This is a genomic window from Lysinibacillus xylanilyticus, assembly GCF_001183605.1.
GTDB classification, from domain to species: Bacteria; Bacillota; Bacilli; order Bacillales_A; family Planococcaceae; genus Lysinibacillus; species Lysinibacillus xylanilyticus.
The window spans coordinates 957,685-973,631 of record NZ_LFXJ01000010.1 but is presented as its reverse complement, the minus strand read 5'-3'; the positions used below and the strand labels follow the sequence as shown (position 1 = coordinate 973,631).

Here is a 15,947-nt window from a genome sequence, read left to right as displayed (position 1 = left end):
ATTAACAGTTTATTTACATCATCTATCCTATCCATATACACGATTAAATGAACTCATAATATTCATCTCTTCTCTGTACTTCGCTACTGTCCGTCTAGATATTTGGATACCTTCAGCACTTAACGTATTTGTAACCTGCTGATCAGTTAACGGCTTTTGTTTATCCTCTGCCTCAATCAACTGTTTGAGCCGCTTTTTAATATACGTAATAGAATCCATTTTTCCAGAAATATTCATTACTCCTTTTGTAAATAACGATTGTAAAGCATATACACCATTGGCAGTTTTGATATATTTTCCACGAACAGCTCGACTAATCGTTGATACATGTAGACTTAAAATGTCCGCTACATCTTTTAACCGCATAGGCTTTAATGCCTCAATGCCTTTATAGAAAAAATCTTCTTGCAATTCCACTAGCAATCTAGCTAATTCGTACAGTGTTTTATCACGCTGTTCGATTCCTTGTAATAATAAAAGTGCATCTTTCATTGTGTCGTTAAAATATGTTTTACAGTTTGGATCATTCTTTAGCATTTCAACATATTGTTTATCGATAGTGACGTTTGGTAAATATCCACGATTTAATTTAATCAGCCATTCCTCTCCTAATCTTTCTACTTCGACTTCTGGAATGACATATGGGATCGCTTCGAATTTATCTCCTGTAGTCACTGGTTTTAAACTTTTTATATAGTCGACAGTTTTCTTCACGCCATTTAGAGACGACTTATACTTTTTACTTAATTGTTTAATAGCCTGCGCTGCTACTAGCTCTAAATCCGCTTCGATAAATCGAGAGGCTAATTTCGGTGCAAGCGCATCACTGTCTACCTGAATAAGTAAATACTCCTTATAATTACGCGCCCCTACTCCTACTGGCTCGAAAGTTTGAAGTAAGTCCAATAGTGCCTCCACATGCAAAACATTTGTATTACATTTATTTGCGACAATTTCTACATCAACATCTAAAAATAGACGTTCATCTAACGATTGAATTAAAAACGTTAAGATTTTTAAATCTACAGAAGATAGATTTTTATGCATAGGTACTTGTTCCAATAAATACTGCTCATAGCTTTCTTTTACAGCAAACTTCATCTCAATGGGGTTAAATGAATGATTTTGCGGTGCTTGCGCGGAATAACTCTTATCGGAATAGCTTGCTAATTGCATAATTTCCTCATATTGCATTTTTACCGTCGCATCCGTGACAACTAACAATGGATTTTCAGTTGCCTTATCATAAATATACTGTTCTAACTCATTTGTTGAATATTGCAGTATCTCTAAATGCTGTACTAATTGTGGTGATAAAACTTGCATTATTTTTTGGGAAGTTTTGATAGCTAATTGCATGCCCACACCTCCATTACAGAATTTTCTACATAGTAACATGTTTATTCTGTATTTTTCCATTTTTCCACTGATTTTTTATTTTCAATACTTACTTCATCACTCCACCGACGAAAAATTCTAATAATTCCAAAAAGTAATTGACTACAGTTATTACCAATAATAAAATACACATATACAATAACAGTTACCACATTACGGTAAAATATAAGGAGTGATCAAATGTTTCATTTACCAACTGTGCAATTTACACAAGAGCAGGAGCAATTTCGCTTAGATGTTCGAACGTTTCTAAAGGATGAATTAGCAAAAGGAACTTTCACGCCTAAATGTGACTCTTGGCTAAGTGGAGATGACCCTGAATTCTCTAAATTAATTGGTCAAAAAGGTTGGATTGGCTTAACTTGGCCTAAAAAATATGGCGGTCAAGAGAGGAGTACCATTGATCGATACATTTTAACGGAGGAATTTTTAGCCGTTGGAGCTCCAGTTGCAGCACATTGGTTTGCTGATCGCCAAACAGGACCACTTCTTTTACGGTATGGAACGGAAGAACAGCGTGAATATTTCTTACCGAAAATTGTGAAAGGTGAATGCTACTTCGGCATAGGTTTAAGTGAGCCAAATAGTGGCTCTGACTTAGCTTCGGTTAGCACACGCGCTGAAAAAGTAGAGGGAGGATGGATTGTCAACGGACAAAAAATATGGACGAGTAACGCACATCTTTGCCACTATATGGTGACTTTAGTACGTACAAGTCCTTTTGATGGGAAAAGTAAACATGCAGGGCTCAGTCAGTTGATTGTCGATTTACATGCAGAAGGTATAACTGTTGTTCCGATCAAATTTTTAACTGGTGAGCATCATTACAACGAAGTGTTCTTTGATAATGTTTTTGTACCTGACAATATGGTTGTTGGAGAAATCGGTAATGGTTGGGCTCAAGGATTAGCAGAGCTTGCCTTTGAGCGTAGTGGTCCAGAGCGAATAATGAGTACATTCCCATTAATCGATGAGCTCATTCAAGAGTTAAAACGCCAAAACAATTTAGAGGGTTTACAGCAAGTGTCAAAAATAGTAGCTCGTCTTTGGGGCCTACGTAATTTGTCAATTGGAGTAGCTCAGCTTTTAGAATCTGGTAATGGTGAAGACGTATCTATTCCTGCAGCGCTTGTGAAGGCACTCGGTACGAAATTTGAGCAAAGTATTCCTGAAATCACACGCTTAATCGTACAGACTTATCCAACACTTGATGCGCATCGTAAAATCGATCGCTTTATGGCTGAATCCATTTTGCATGCACCGGGTTTCACTATTCGAGGAGGTACTTCAGAAGTACTGTATGGCGTTGTAGCGAAAGGGGTTGTAGCTCAATGAGTGAAATGAAAGATATGATCGTTGATGTTGTAGAGCGCATGTTAAAAGAAAAAGTCGATAAAGAGTTAGTCGATACAGTGGAACAAGGTCATTGGGCACCAGAACTATGGGATCTGTTTAAAGAAAGCGGTATGACAGCTGTAGCCATTTCTGAAGAAAATGGCGGTGCAGGTGGCGACATAGAGGATTTATTGAATATTGTTCGTTTAACTGGGAAATACGCTGCACCGATTCCATTTGCAGAAACAACATTTGCAAATTATTTATTAGAGTTTACTAGTTTACAAATAATTGAGGATTTGGCGACGTATATGCTCTGCTCTAACAAAGCCTTTGCGTTAGTGAATGGCAAATTAACTGGAGAAGCGATTCAAATTCCTTGGGCACGTCATACAAAACACCTAGTGACACTTGCCTATAGCACGGAGGGTACTCATCTTGTAGAAATAGATTTAAGCCACGCTGAAATGAAGCTAGGTACTAATTTAGCAGGCGAGCCACGTGATACCGTGATATTCCGTGATGCTACAGTTTCACAAGTATCTGCTACCTTATCTCCTGACGAGATACATGCTATAACAACACTCAATTCTGCCTTTCAATTAGCACTGATGACTGGTGCAGTCGATAAAATAAATGATTTAACTGTTCAATATACGAAAGAACGTGAGCAATTCGGGCGACCGATTCATCGCTTCCAGCTCGTCCAGCAGCATATTGTACATTTAGCAGGCGAAACAGCGATCGCTCTTGCAGCATTTAATAATGTAACCGAAGTCCTTCAGATGAACAATCAAAATAGTGAAGTTGCATACGCCTGCATTCGCTTCGAGGAAATTATTCAAGCAGTGACAACAATTGCACATCAAGTACACGCTGCAATTGGTACAACATACGAGCATAGTTTGCATCAATTTACACGTAGACTTTGGTCGTGGCGCGATGAAGGTGCCAGCACCTCTTATTGGACTAATTTGGTCGCAACTCAACTATTAGAAAATAGCGGAGATAGTCTATGGGAATATTTAACTTCACTTAGCTCTAGCTCTCCACTTCTCAAAGTGGAAGGATAATTAATTAATTTGTGACAAACCACTAATGAAATGATAAGGAGTGTTATCAATGACTGATTTACTTTTTGAAGTGCAAGACCATGTTGCCACAATTACATTAAATAGACCTAATGCGTACAATGCTTTTAGTGAAGAGATGATCGCTAAATGGATTGAAGCCCTTGAAACTGTTCGTGATTCAGAGGATATTCGTGTTGTCATCGTAAAAGGTAATGGAAAATCATTTTGCGCTGGCGGGGATATCAAGGCGATGCAAGCTGGTGAAGGATTTTTCCAAAGCGAGGACGATATCTCTTCTACAGGTTTAGCACGAAAAAATTCTCTTTGGAAAAAGATTCAGCGTATTCCCCTTCTCCTTGAAGAGATTGATAAGCCCGTTATTGCACAGGTGCATGGGTTTGCAATGGGCGCAGGACTTGATATGGCCTTAATGTGCGATATACGGATTGCTGCAAAATCTACGAAGATTTCAGAAAGCTATATTAATGTTGCGATCGTGCCGGGCGACGGTGGCGCTTATTATTTACCAAAATTAATCGGTATCGATCAAGCATTGGACATGTTCTGGACAGCTCGTGTATTAACTGCTGAAGAAGCAAAAAACAAAGGTGTTGTGACATTTGTTGTAGAAGACCATGAGCTTGAAGAATACACATTGAATTATGCAAAGGAATTAGCAAGTCGTCCGACTACGACATTGCAATTCATAAAGCGTGCTGTTTATCAAAGTCAACGAATGGATTTACGTACTGCCCTTGATTATATTTCGTCACAAATGGCCATTGTAACAGAGCTAGATGATTTTAAAGAGGGTGTAAACGCAGTAGTAGAAAAACGAAAACCTGTTTATAAATGACATGTTTAGGAGGACGAACAATGCAACCTCTTGAAAATATTCGAGTATTAGATTTATCTCGCGTTTATGCTGCTCCTGCTGGCTCCATGATGTTGGCCGATTTAGGAGCAGAAGTAATTCGCATAGAACATCCAGATGGCTCTGATAGTATGCGTGATTGGGGGCCATTTGTGAATGGTCAAAGTACGTATTATTTATGTGCCAATCGCAATAAAAAATCGATCACATTAGATTTAAAGACAATAGATGGCAGAGAAAAATTTAAAGAACTTGTCCAAGATGCTGATGTCGTCCTCGAAAATTTTAAAACGGGAGACATGGAGAGAATGGGGCTCAGCTATGAGGAATTAAGTAAAGTGAATTCTAGAATCATATATTGTGCAGTTACAGGATTCGGTCAAACTGGTCCTCTTGCGCACGAACCAGGCTTCGATCCAGTTATTCAAGCGATGAGTGGTTTAATGCATGTCACTGGCTCAACTGAAGGAGAAGCGACAAAAGTTGGTGTCCCTATTGCAGATATTTTAACCTCAAATTATGTCGTCATTAGTATTTTAGCCGCTTTACGAATGCGCGATCAAACAAATACAGGGCAATTTATTGATTTAGCTTTATTAGACGTTCAGATGAGTAGCTTAGCAAATGTAGCAAGTGCTTATTTAAATACAGGCTTTATCTCAGAACGTCTAGGTAATCGTCATAATAATGTTGCGCCATATCAAGTATTTAACTGTGAGGATGGCCCCTTAATGATTTGCGTTGGTACAGATGGACAATTTAAAAAGTTTTGCACGATGTTGAAACGTGAGGAATGGGCCAATGATCCTCGCTTTATAACAAATACGATGCGCAAGCAACATGAAGTGGAGCTAGTACGGATGATTACTGACATTACAATGACAAAAACACGGGATGAATGGATTACCTTATTGCAACAATACAAAATTCCAGGTGGACGTGTGAACACGATCGCTGAAGCACTAGAACAACCACAATTTATGGCACGCGACATGATTGGTGAGATAGAACACGAACAATTTGGTACAGTCAGATTCATCAAAAGCCCATTAAAGTTCTCTGATTTAGATATTCAATATAAATCAGCACCTCCGATACTTGGAGAACATACAAATGAATTCCAAAAGTCCTCTCTACAAAAATAAAATTACGCTATAATAATAGTAGTACTTTAATGGTTCATCACTGATAGTTTGGCATGACATTTTATTAAAAATATGTCATGTGGATAAGTTGATTGGAGTGGAGACTGGGCGACTCCTTGGGGATTAGCGATTTAGAGGAACGAAGGCTAAAAGCATCACGTCCTGTGATAACGCCTTCGTGACCAACATCCTGCTGCTGACGCTGCGTTAGCACTACGCTTTCGCGCAAAAAACATCTGTTGGCCCAAGCGGCTCATCGGACGCCCCCAGGAAGCTCTGCTCTGCGCGAAAGCGAACCGTCAGCGGCAAATGTTTATCTGTGCGAAAGCGAAGCGTCAGCAACAAAGCGCCCAGTCGGAACGGAAATCAACCCCACGTTATGGTGATTAGCCAGTTTATCTTCATTTTATAAATGCTTTTATTGGCAAAAGCATAACGGCATGTATATCTGAAGATAGATCCTCCGGCGGATGTCGAAGAGAATTTTATTACGTAGGTGACGGGATGAATCAGGAAATTTTCGAAAAAAACTATACAATGTCATCGCTGCACAAAGCTATTAAAGTGTTAAAAGCTTTCTCAAAAGATGAACCTAGCCTTTCCCTAACTGAGTTAAGTAAAAAAACAGGGATTAGCATATCCAGTTTACAGCGCTTCGTTTCTACCTTTGTGTACGAAGGATTTCTACACAAAGATGAACGTACAAAACGCTATCAACTAGGTCATTCACTTCTGTATCTAGGCAATTTAGTAAAAGAAGAATCAAGTCTTATTATTGTCGCAGAGCCTATTTTAAAAAAGTTAAACGAAGAAATCGGCGAAAGTGTTTCCATGAATATTATTGATGGATTGGAGAGACGATGTATTTTAAACTACGATTCAACATATCCACTTTCAACGAAAATGTTTGTAGGTGACACCTCTCCCCTTTATGCAGGTGCATCATCTAAAATATTGCTCGCATTTATGCCAAATGTTGAAGAATATGTAGAGAATATAAGTCTTAAACGTATCACTGATAAGACAATACTTTCAAAAGAACAGCTGTTAACAGAATTAAAGGATATCCATATTCAACGGTTTGCGAAAAGTAATAGCGAACGTGTGCGTGGAGCTTGCTCTGTATCCGCACCGATTTTAAATGCATCTCAACAAATCATCGCTTCAGTGACGCTGGTTATACCAGAAGTACGCTACAGTGACTACAATGAAAATTTATTAATTGAAACTATTCAAAGCGTTGCATTAGAAATCGAAAAACAATTGTATTGATAAAAAGAATAAACCCGAATAGATTCACTTTTTAAGTGCTTTCTATTCGGGTTTATTGCTTTAATTATTTAGCTATCATCAAAAGTTGTGGATGACATTTGTTAAAAATACACCCTGATATTAGTTGATTGGAGTGAAGGCTGGACGCCCCCAGGAAGCTCTGTGCGAAAGCGTAGCGACAGCAACAACAAAGCGCCCAGTCGGAACGGAAATCAACTACATGTTATAGTGAAAAGTTAATTAATTACTAATCCTAAGAAGTCTTGCCAATGATTTAAGCGTGGCAGCTCAACATGCTTGTTATAGGATTGATTTTTTAAAATCACTTTTGTATTCACATCTTGTAGTGTTTCTAAAACTGCTGGTTTATCATCTACATAAACATCTAAAGCTAGTTCTTTGATGATCGCCACTTTCTCTGTATCCTGCATTCCGCAGAAAAAGTGACCTTCAGTGATTGGAAATCCTTGTGCTTTCATCCATGCTTGTGTTTGCTCACAATATTGTTTAGGACGTGAAGTAATATAATAAATGTCATGTCCCTGCTGTGCCAAATCTTGAAGCGTCTCTAAAGCTCTCTCAAAAGAAGGACAATCCGTAAAATAAATTTCCTCTAATGAACTATTCCACATCGCCGCTCCTTCTGCATCTGTTAATCCAAAAGGTTCGTGAATTTCAACTCTTTGCAAAGCATGAAATACTTCTAGCTCAACATTTTTGCCAAGTTTTTTATTATAGAGCGCAAAGGCGTGTGCTCGTAAATCTATGAGTGTGTCATCTATATCAAAGCCAAATTTCATGTTGTTTTTCTTCCCTTCAAGAAGCCTTGTTGATGAAGTTAGCCGCAAATGTTTGCTCTTTTTCAATTTGTTTCGCTAATACTTCTTCAATGGCTTGCTCGCGCATTTGTTGAAAATCTTCTACGTTAAAATGAACAAGCGTATCTTTATTTAATAGTGACGCAAGACATTCTGCATCCTTAAGTGCACTGTTTAGCCCAAATGCCCCAGTAGGTGTCATCGTGTGAACAGCATCCCCTAACAGCACAAGCCCCTTTGTCCCCCAGCAATCACAATGACTACTGAATACATCAAGCACAACAAAATCTTGCCAAGATCTGATATGTTCGTTTGCAGTATCTGACAGTTCCGGAAATTGATCTGAAAGCTGTTGGATAAATGGTGTAAATGCTTTTTTTCTGAGCTGAGGAAAACTGCCTTGTTCAATATTCCAGCCGATTTGAATGAACCCACCTACCTGTGTAAATAAGGATAGCTGTTTATCACCTATTAATGCCATTTTAATCGATGGCTCCCATCCCAGAGGGGCAGGAATTTTTGCCCACAATAAATCAAAGCCATGTTTATGCTTTTGAATTTCAATGTGTGCTTTCTTACGAATAGTAGAGTAACGACCGTCAGCACCGATAATTAACTGACTACTAATTTCAATGGTTTTCCCATCTCTTGATGCAATAACACCTGTATATCTGCCCAAAGAATCAACTATGAGCTGCGTCACCTTCGTATTTAGGAAACAAGAAAAGTGCGGAAAATTCTGCGTTTCTTGTAAAATTCCCTTTAATAGATTTGCTTGAGGAACATGAATTCCCAAATGCCCTACAGCATCTTCAGGAAGAATAGTTTTTATTGCTCTACCGTCTGCGTAATATTCAAGCTTCCCCATACGTAATATACCGAGCGTTTCAACTACTTCAAAAAGCTGGTGACTTTTTAAAACTGCCTCACCCTCTTCGTTTAAATGCTCACCGCGAAATGCCTGCCCAAGTGCTGCGTTTTGTTCCAGTAGAATCACGGAAAGACCTTTTTTCGCTAGTAAGTGCGAAAGAAGTGCTCCACCTGGCCCAGCCCCTACGATACAAACATCTGCTTGATATTTCACTTTTCTTCACCTATCTTTGGATAAGCAATAATACGTAAATCTTGCCCTACTTGCTCAAACGAAGCAAATTCTACATCCCATGCTTCATCCATAGTAGATGGATTGTGACCAGCAATAGGTGTCAATGACAAACGACCACCGAGAATTTTTGGCGCTATGTATATCACATATTTGTTAATAGCACCTTGCTGTAAAAATGAAGAGTTGATCGTACTTCCACCCTCTACTAAAATATCCGTAATGCCATATTGATATAGTTTTTCAAGCATATCATCAACAACAAGCCCCTCAGATTCATGTCGAACTGGCAATACTGTCACGCCTTTTTCCTCAAATGCTGTTATTTTTTCTTGGCTGGCATTCTCACTACATACAATAATTGTTTTCGCTTCTTCTACATTCAGAACATCGGCATGAGCAGGTGTACGAAGGGAGCTATCCATAATGATGCGCACTGGATTTTTTCCGTAACCTTCTTTTAATCTTGTCGTTAAGGATGGATTGTCAGCTAAAACAGTACCAACACCAACTAAAATACCATCCACCTCATGACGAATACGGTGAACATCCTCACGCGCTGCCTCGCCAGTTACCCACTTGGAATGTCCTGTATGGGCAGCTATTTTCCCATCTAATGTCATAGCGTATTTTGAAATAATAAATGGTCGTTTTGTTAGCATATTGTGAATAAAACGTTCATTTAAACGGCGAGCTTGAGCTTCTAAAATACCTACCTCTACCTCAATGCCCGCATCTCGTAACAGTTGAATACCACGTCCAGCAACAGCAGGATTTGGATCTTGCATAGCTACAACTACACGACTAACTGCTGATTCCTTCACTAAATTTGCACAAGGAGGTGTTTTTCCATAATGTGAACACGGCTCAAGAGTTACATAAAGTGTCGCACCTTTAGCATGTTCTCCAGCCATACGGAATGCATGCACCTCCGCATGTGGTTCACCTGCTTTTCTGTGTAAACCTGTTCCAACAATGACACCGTCTTTGACGATTACAGCCCCTACTAGTGGATTAGGATTCGTATTTCCTTTTGCACTAGCGGCTAAATCAAGTGCTAACTGCATATACTTTTCATCTATTATCATCTTCGTTCCTCCACTCACTTCTCTTCGCGAAAATGTCCAGATTTCTCTACTTTTGTGTCTAAATAAAAACGGTTTGTCTCCGTTAATCCTCCCCATAATGGGACATGTGCTTCCGCTGCTAAACCATGTGCCTGTAATGCGGCAAGCTTCTTAGGATTGTTAGTAATCAATGTAACTGGCTTTGAACGAAGTGCAGCTAAAACAGTAATGGCATCTTCATAAGAACGAGTATCGTCAGGGAAGCCTAAAGCATGGTTTGCTTCAACCGTATCTAACCCCTCTTCTTGTAATAAATAAGCAAGAGATTTCGAGAATAACCCGATGCCACGACCTTCATGATCTGCTAAATAGAAAATGGCACCACAGCCATGCTCTACAATCATTTTCATCGATTCATGTAATTGATAACCACAGTCACAGCGCTGGCTTCCAAAAATATCACCTGTATGACAAATGCTATGCATGCGAATTAAAGCATCCTCTGCATGTGCAAAATCTCCATAAACAAGCACTGAGGACTGTTGTAAAAAGGCTAAGTTTGCAGATGCTAATCCATCAATAATTTCCTCTTTTGACGGATTTGCGCCTACTTTTAACCAGTTATACCATTGAAATGTTGCTGAAAATTCACCCTGTTTTACCGGTAATTTTACTGGACCAACTAAGCAAATACTTTCAGTTTCTGATTGCTTCACGATCGTCATTTTGTCTTTCACTATATCCAAAACTTTAGTAGTAATTGTCATATTTTCTCCAACCTTCTATTGTTAACAGCTAGCTATCGTACTAACTGAGCACTTGTATTTTCACATCACTTACATAATGTAACTTAGTTTATAATAATAACTAACACCTGTCAAACTATAGCTCCTATTCTAATTAAAAAATGTATTAGAAACAAAAACTGCTATATTACGTTTTTATCATATACTAATAGCTTATGGAGATGCTATTTTTTCTGTGCAGGCTAGTCTATAATAAGCTGAGGGAACTGTAATGACGAAAGGAAGTTTAGAATGCAATTAGAAAAAAATGTGCAGGTGAAACAGCCAAAATACCAGCAAATTGCTGTCGATCTTGCCTCAAAAATCGTGGAAAGAAAATATCGAATTGGCGATAAAATATACGCAAGATCATCTCTAGCAAGCCAATACAATGTCTCTGCAGAAACTGCAAGAAGAGCGATCGCTGTCTTACAGGACTTGGAAATTGTTGAGGCCACTAAAGGTAGTGGGGTTATTATCATCTCATATGAAAAGGCTGCACATTTTGTCCGCCAATTTCATGATGTTCAATCAGTCCATGAACTGCAACATGAGCTTATGACTAGTATTCAAAAGCAGCACCAAGAATTAATAAATCTACAGGAAAAGACTAAACAACTGATTAGTCGAACTGAACATTTCAGATCCGTCAATCCGTTTATTCCTTATCAATTAGAGATGACAGCTGAAAGCCCTTGTATCCACCAAACAGTACAGGAATTGAATTTTTGGCAAAATACATCTAGTACGATTGTCGGAATTCGTCGTCAAAATGAATTATTACTATCTCCTGGTCCATATGTGTCCTTAGAAGAAGGAGATATTATATACTTTATCGGTAATGACGAAAGTTTCGCTCGAGTTCAGAGCTTTTTATACCCAAATTAAAATCCGCTTAAACGCTGATATAACAGCGTTTAAGCGGATTTTTTCTATTTTGTCGATTTGACAAAAGTAACAACTCTTTGTTAGGGTTAAGTTGTTACTTGTTTATATTTGGGTATCATTATCCTCAAATAGTATTTAACTTCATTCAGTGTGTGTCCAAACACCTACTGAAATAGAGGGACTCAGCCTAAAGAACGCCACGTCCAGTGGCAATTATCTGTGCGTAAGTAAGCAACACCCCTTACGCCAAGGCGAAATTGATCTACGAAAGGAGTGGTTCTATTGGAAAAAATAAAAGTGGAACATGTTTCTAAAGTTTTCGGGAAACATATTCCCCAAGCATTAGAACTCGTCAAGCAACAAAAAAGCAAGACTGATATCTTAAAAGAAACAGGTGCAACAGTTGGTGTATACGATGCAAGTTTTACCGTAAATGAAGGTGAAATTTTCGTTATTATGGGATTATCAGGAAGTGGGAAGTCGACACTTATCCGACTTTTAAACCGTCTCATAGAGCCTACAAGTGGGAATATTTACATCGATGGAGAAAATATTTCTAAAATGGGCAAAGAGAGTTTACGTAATGTAAGAAGAAACAAAATGAGCATGGTCTTTCAAAACTTCGGTTTATTCCCCCATCGTACACTTCTTCAAAATACTGAATATGGTCTTGAAATCAGAGGCGTCTCAAAGGAAGAACGACAAGCAAAAGCAGAGCAGGCTCTCGAAAATGCAGGCTTACTTGCTTATAAGGACCAATATCCAAGTCAATTATCAGGTGGTATGCAACAGCGTGTTGGATTAGCAAGGGCACTTGCAAACGACCCTGAAATATTACTAATGGATGAGGCTTTTTCTGCACTCGATCCATTAATTCGAAAAGAAATGCAAGATGAGTTACTTGACTTACAAAGCACAATGAAAAAAACAATTTTATTTATCACCCACGATTTGAATGAAGCATTACGTATCGGTGATCGTATCGCTATTATGAAAGATGGCTCAATCATTCAAATTGGTACAGGAGAAGAAATTTTAACAAATCCTGCAAATGATTATGTTAAAACCTTCGTAGAAGACGTCGATCGCTCTAAAGTATTAACTGCTGAAAATGCCATGGTTCGACCTATATATGTCAATGTAGATGTAGATGGACCGACCGTAGCACTTAAAAGAATGCGTGAAGAAACAGTTAGTTTACTAATGGCTGTTGACAAAAACCGACATTTAAAAGGCTATATTACTGCTGACGACGCTCGGGCTGCAGCTAAAAGACAAGAACAAACGGTACATTCGATTGTTCAATCAGATATGTTAACCGTTCCACCAGATATGCTTTTACAGGATATTTTAGGCATGATTTATAATTCTCCTACTCCTATTGCAGTTGTAAAAGATGAGCGCTTACTTGGTGTTCTCATCCGGGGCGTTGTCATCGAAGCACTTTCAACTAGCGATGAGGAGGCTGTTTCACATGAATAAATTTTTAGACAATATCCCAGCTATACCATTGGGACCATGGGTAGAATCAGTTATGGACTGGTTGACGAGTAATTTTTCAGTGTTTTTTAACTTAATTCAAAAAAATGGAAAACTACTCATGAATCAGGTCACTGATTTGTTAGTGAGCATTCCTCCGATTATTCTTATTTTACTTGTTGTCATTTTTGCCTTTTTCGTTACCGGCAAAAAATTCGGGCTCGCAACGTTTTCATTAATTGGTTTGTTATTTATTTATAATCAAGGCCTATGGACACATCTTATGGAAACAACTACGCTCGTGCTCTTCTCAAGTATCATTTCAATCATTTTAGGTATTCCTCTTGGCATTCTAATGTCCAAGTCAACTGTAGCAGAAAATGTGATTAAGCCGATACTCGATTTCATGCAAACAATGCCTGGCTTCGTGTACTTGATTCCTGCCGTTGCCTTCTTTGGTATTGGGATCGTACCTGGCGTATTTGCATCCGTTATTTTTGCCTTACCACCAACTGTACGTATGACGAACCTTGGAATTCGCCAAGTACCAAAAGAATTAGTAGAAGCTGCGGATTCATATGGTAGTACTTCAAATCAAAAACTATTTAAAGTAGAAATCCCACTTGCAAAATCAACTATAATGGCGGGGATTAACCAGACTGTTATGCTATCACTGTCAATGGTTGTAACTGCCTCAATGATCGGTGCACCTGGTTTAGGACGCGAAGTATTAACTGCACTACAACGTACACAGGTTGGAAATGGCTTTGTTGCTGGTTTAGGTCTAGTAATTTTCGCCATTATAATAGACCGCTTAACTCAAAGCTTTAATAAGAAGAAAGCCGTATAAAAAAAGACATTTGAATAACGCAAATCTTAGTTCTTCGCTTTCACAACTGAGATTTACATTTTATAGTTTGATACAAAACTATTAATATATGATATGAAAGGAAGATTCGATGAAACTAAAAACATTAACTAAATTAGGAATGGCTTTAGGGCTTGGCTTTTTGCTAGCCGCATGTAATGGTGAGGATTCAAGTAAGAGCGATGGTAACTCAAAGGACGTCAATCTAGCCTACGTTGAATGGGATACAGAAATTGCTTCAACTAATGTAGTTGGTCAGGTGCTAGAGGATTTAGGCTACAATGTAACATTAACACCACTTGATAATGCAATTATGTGGGAGGCTGTTTCAAAAGGTGAAGCAGATGGTATGGTAGCTGCATGGTTACCAAATACTCATGCCCCACAGTACGAAAAATATAAGGACGACCTTGATGAGCTCGGTGAAAACCTTTCTGGTGCCAAAATAGGTCTAGTTGTACCAAGCTATATGGACGTTAATTCGATTGAGGATTTAAAAAATCAAGCAGATCACACAATTACAGGTATTGAACCTGGTGCAGGGATTACAGCTGCTACTGAAAAAGCTTTAGATGAATATGATAATTTAGCAGATTGGAATCTATTAACTTCTTCATCTGGTGCTATGACAACGTCTCTTGCTAAAGCAATTAAAAATAAAGAAGACATAGTCGTGACAGGCTGGTCTCCTCACTGGAAATTCGCTAAATATGATCTTAAATACTTGGAAGATCCAAAAGGCGTTTATGGTGGCGAAGAAACGATTAACACATTCGCTCGTAAAGGTTTAAAAGAAGATCAACCAGATGTATATTCTGTACTAGATAACTTCCACTGGACATCAGAAGACTTAGAGAGTGTTATCCTAGAAATTATGGATGGTAAAGACCCAAAAGAAGCTGCTAAAGATTGGGTAGAAGCCAATGCAGACAAAGTTGCTGAATGGACGAAGGATGTAAAGAAATAATTTTCAACAAACGACGGACAACTGACAATGGTTGTCTGTCTTTTTTTACGGTCAATAAAAAAGTCACCCCGCAACGATTAGACCGATGCCAGATGACTATTAACTAAGATAATAATTTCAAAAATATCGCTGCCCCTAAAACAAGAACAATGCAAACAATACGTCTCCAATCCTTAGATTCATTGAACAACAACATACCAAGTAATGCACCACCTGCCGCTCCAATTCCTGTCCAAATTGCATAGGCTGTACCCATCGGTAATGTTTCCATGGCATATGCAAGGCCAGCAAAGCTCAATGTAAACGCAAAAATCAATAACACTAAATTTTTTATACTTTTAGCATTATTATATTTACTAATCATATAAACACCCATCATCTCACATAGCCCCGCGACTACTAATGCAAACCATGCCATTATTCATTCACCTCTTTTTCTTTAGGCTCCCCTGTCACTAGCTTTAAACCGACGACGCCTGCAAGTAAAACGACGATACATAAAATTTTGCCTAATTTCCATGGCTCTCCGAACAATAAGCTATCAGCAAACACAGTACCCGCTGTTCCCAAGCCAACGAATACTGCATAAACAGTGCCTACCGGTAAGCTTTCTCCAGCCTTAATTAGTAAATAAAAGCTAACAAAAATTGCAATAACTGTACCAGTCCATTCGAGTGCATTCTCTGCATGCTTTAAGCCAATAACCCAGCCGACTTCAAAAAAAGCGGCAATTATGACACTTAACCATTGTTTGTTCATTGCGATTTCCTCCATTTTATTGTTAGACACGGATGAATGACTTTTATGAGCAGTTCTCTTTGAGCAAAGCGAGTCGTTCTCCGACATACCTGATCACTTCTTCGGCTTACCCGAGCA

General features: G+C 38.6%; 16 protein-coding genes. 9 read left to right on the top strand and 7 right to left on the bottom strand.

Annotation, left to right across the window (positions count from 1 at the left end; genetic code table 11):
• Positions 1–27 precede the first annotated feature (27 nt).
• The gene (gene rpoN / locus ACZ11_RS22065; protein WP_049668672.1) at positions 28–1,359 is read right to left on the bottom strand and encodes an RNA polymerase factor sigma-54; all 1,332 of its coding nucleotides are present in this window, start codon (positions 1,357–1,359) and stop codon (positions 28–30) included.
• Positions 1,360–1,578: 219 nt separating this feature from the next.
• Between rpoN and ACZ11_RS22060 the strand changes: the two genes are divergently transcribed.
• The 5 genes from ACZ11_RS22060 to ACZ11_RS22040 all read left to right on the top strand — a co-directional run bounded on the left by ACZ11_RS22060 (position 1,579) and on the right by ACZ11_RS22040 (position 7,097).
• Positions 1,579–2,733: an acyl-CoA dehydrogenase family protein gene (locus ACZ11_RS22060; RefSeq protein ID WP_049668671.1), complete on the top strand. Its 1,155-nt coding sequence runs from the start codon at positions 1,579–1,581 to the stop codon at positions 2,731–2,733.
• Positions 2,730–3,806, top strand: a complete 1,077-nt coding sequence (locus tag ACZ11_RS22055; RefSeq protein WP_049668670.1) for an acyl-CoA dehydrogenase family protein — start codon at positions 2,730–2,732, stop codon at positions 3,804–3,806. The genes ACZ11_RS22060 and ACZ11_RS22055 overlap by 4 nt, the downstream gene beginning before the upstream one ends.
• A 49-nt stretch (positions 3,807–3,855) precedes the next feature.
• Positions 3,856–4,662, top strand: coding sequence for an enoyl-CoA hydratase/isomerase family protein (locus ACZ11_RS22050; protein WP_049668669.1), 807 nt, complete (start codon positions 3,856–3,858; stop codon positions 4,660–4,662).
• A 20-nt stretch (positions 4,663–4,682) separates the two neighbouring features.
• Positions 4,683–5,825, top strand: a complete 1,143-nt coding sequence (locus ACZ11_RS22045; RefSeq protein WP_049668668.1) for a CaiB/BaiF CoA transferase family protein — start codon at positions 4,683–4,685, stop codon at positions 5,823–5,825.
• A gap of 504 nt (positions 5,826–6,329) precedes the next feature.
• Positions 6,330–7,097 (top strand): IclR family transcriptional regulator, encoded by a 768-nt coding sequence (locus ACZ11_RS22040; RefSeq protein WP_049668667.1) that lies wholly within the window; start codon positions 6,330–6,332, stop codon positions 7,095–7,097.
• A 236-nt stretch (positions 7,098–7,333) separates the two neighbouring features.
• On the opposite strand, the gene ACZ11_RS22035 is transcribed toward ACZ11_RS22040, so the two are convergent.
• The 4 genes from ACZ11_RS22035 to ACZ11_RS22020 are packed head-to-tail and all read right to left on the bottom strand — an operon-like array spanning position 7,334 to position 10,851.
• Positions 7,334–7,897 carry a 5' nucleotidase, NT5C type gene (locus ACZ11_RS22035; RefSeq protein ID WP_049668666.1) on the bottom strand — a complete coding sequence of 188 codons (564 nt, stop codon included), beginning with the start codon at positions 7,895–7,897 and terminating at the stop codon, positions 7,334–7,336.
• A 16-nt stretch (positions 7,898–7,913) separates the two neighbouring features.
• Positions 7,914–8,999, bottom strand: coding sequence for an FAD-dependent monooxygenase (locus tag ACZ11_RS22030; RefSeq protein ID WP_049668665.1), 1,086 nt, complete (start codon positions 8,997–8,999; stop codon positions 7,914–7,916).
• Positions 8,996–10,105, bottom strand: coding sequence for a bifunctional diaminohydroxyphosphoribosylaminopyrimidine deaminase/5-amino-6-(5-phosphoribosylamino)uracil reductase RibD (gene ribD / locus ACZ11_RS22025; protein WP_049668664.1), 1,110 nt, complete (start codon positions 10,103–10,105; stop codon positions 8,996–8,998). The genes ACZ11_RS22030 and ribD overlap by 4 nt, the downstream gene beginning before the upstream one ends.
• Before the next feature lie 14 nt (positions 10,106–10,119).
• Positions 10,120–10,851, bottom strand: coding sequence for a GTP cyclohydrolase II (locus tag ACZ11_RS22020; protein ID WP_049668663.1), 732 nt, complete (start codon positions 10,849–10,851; stop codon positions 10,120–10,122).
• A 270-nt stretch (positions 10,852–11,121) separates the two neighbouring features.
• Between ACZ11_RS22020 and ACZ11_RS22015 the strand changes: the two genes are divergently transcribed.
• From ACZ11_RS22015 to ACZ11_RS22000, 4 genes are all read left to right on the top strand, one after another.
• On the top strand, positions 11,122–11,757 hold the full coding sequence (locus tag ACZ11_RS22015) for a TrkA C-terminal domain-containing protein (protein ID WP_049668662.1): 636 nt from the start codon (positions 11,122–11,124) through the stop codon (positions 11,755–11,757).
• 282 nt (positions 11,758–12,039) lie between these two features.
• Positions 12,040–13,239, top strand: coding sequence for a quaternary amine ABC transporter ATP-binding protein (locus ACZ11_RS22010; RefSeq protein ID WP_049668661.1), 1,200 nt, complete (start codon positions 12,040–12,042; stop codon positions 13,237–13,239).
• Positions 13,232–14,086 carry an ABC transporter permease gene (locus ACZ11_RS22005; RefSeq protein ID WP_049668660.1) on the top strand — a complete coding sequence of 285 codons (855 nt, stop codon included), beginning with the start codon at positions 13,232–13,234 and terminating at the stop codon, positions 14,084–14,086. The genes ACZ11_RS22010 and ACZ11_RS22005 overlap by 8 nt, the downstream gene beginning before the upstream one ends.
• 109 nt (positions 14,087–14,195) lie before the next feature.
• Entirely contained in the window at positions 14,196–15,071 is an 876-nt protein-coding gene (locus ACZ11_RS22000) for a glycine betaine ABC transporter substrate-binding protein (protein WP_049668659.1), read from the top strand.
• A 103-nt stretch (positions 15,072–15,174) separates the two neighbouring features.
• Here ACZ11_RS22000 and ACZ11_RS21995 read toward each other — a convergent pair whose 3' ends face one another.
• Together ACZ11_RS21995 and ACZ11_RS21990 are read right to left on the bottom strand one after the other, a co-directional pair.
• Positions 15,175–15,489 (bottom strand): DMT family transporter, encoded by a 315-nt coding sequence (locus tag ACZ11_RS21995; RefSeq protein ID WP_049668658.1) that lies wholly within the window; start codon positions 15,487–15,489, stop codon positions 15,175–15,177.
• Positions 15,489–15,830, bottom strand: coding sequence for a DMT family transporter (locus ACZ11_RS21990; RefSeq protein WP_049668657.1), 342 nt, complete (start codon positions 15,828–15,830; stop codon positions 15,489–15,491). The genes ACZ11_RS21995 and ACZ11_RS21990 overlap by 1 nt, the downstream gene beginning before the upstream one ends.
• Between the last annotated feature and the right edge of the window lie 117 nt (positions 15,831–15,947).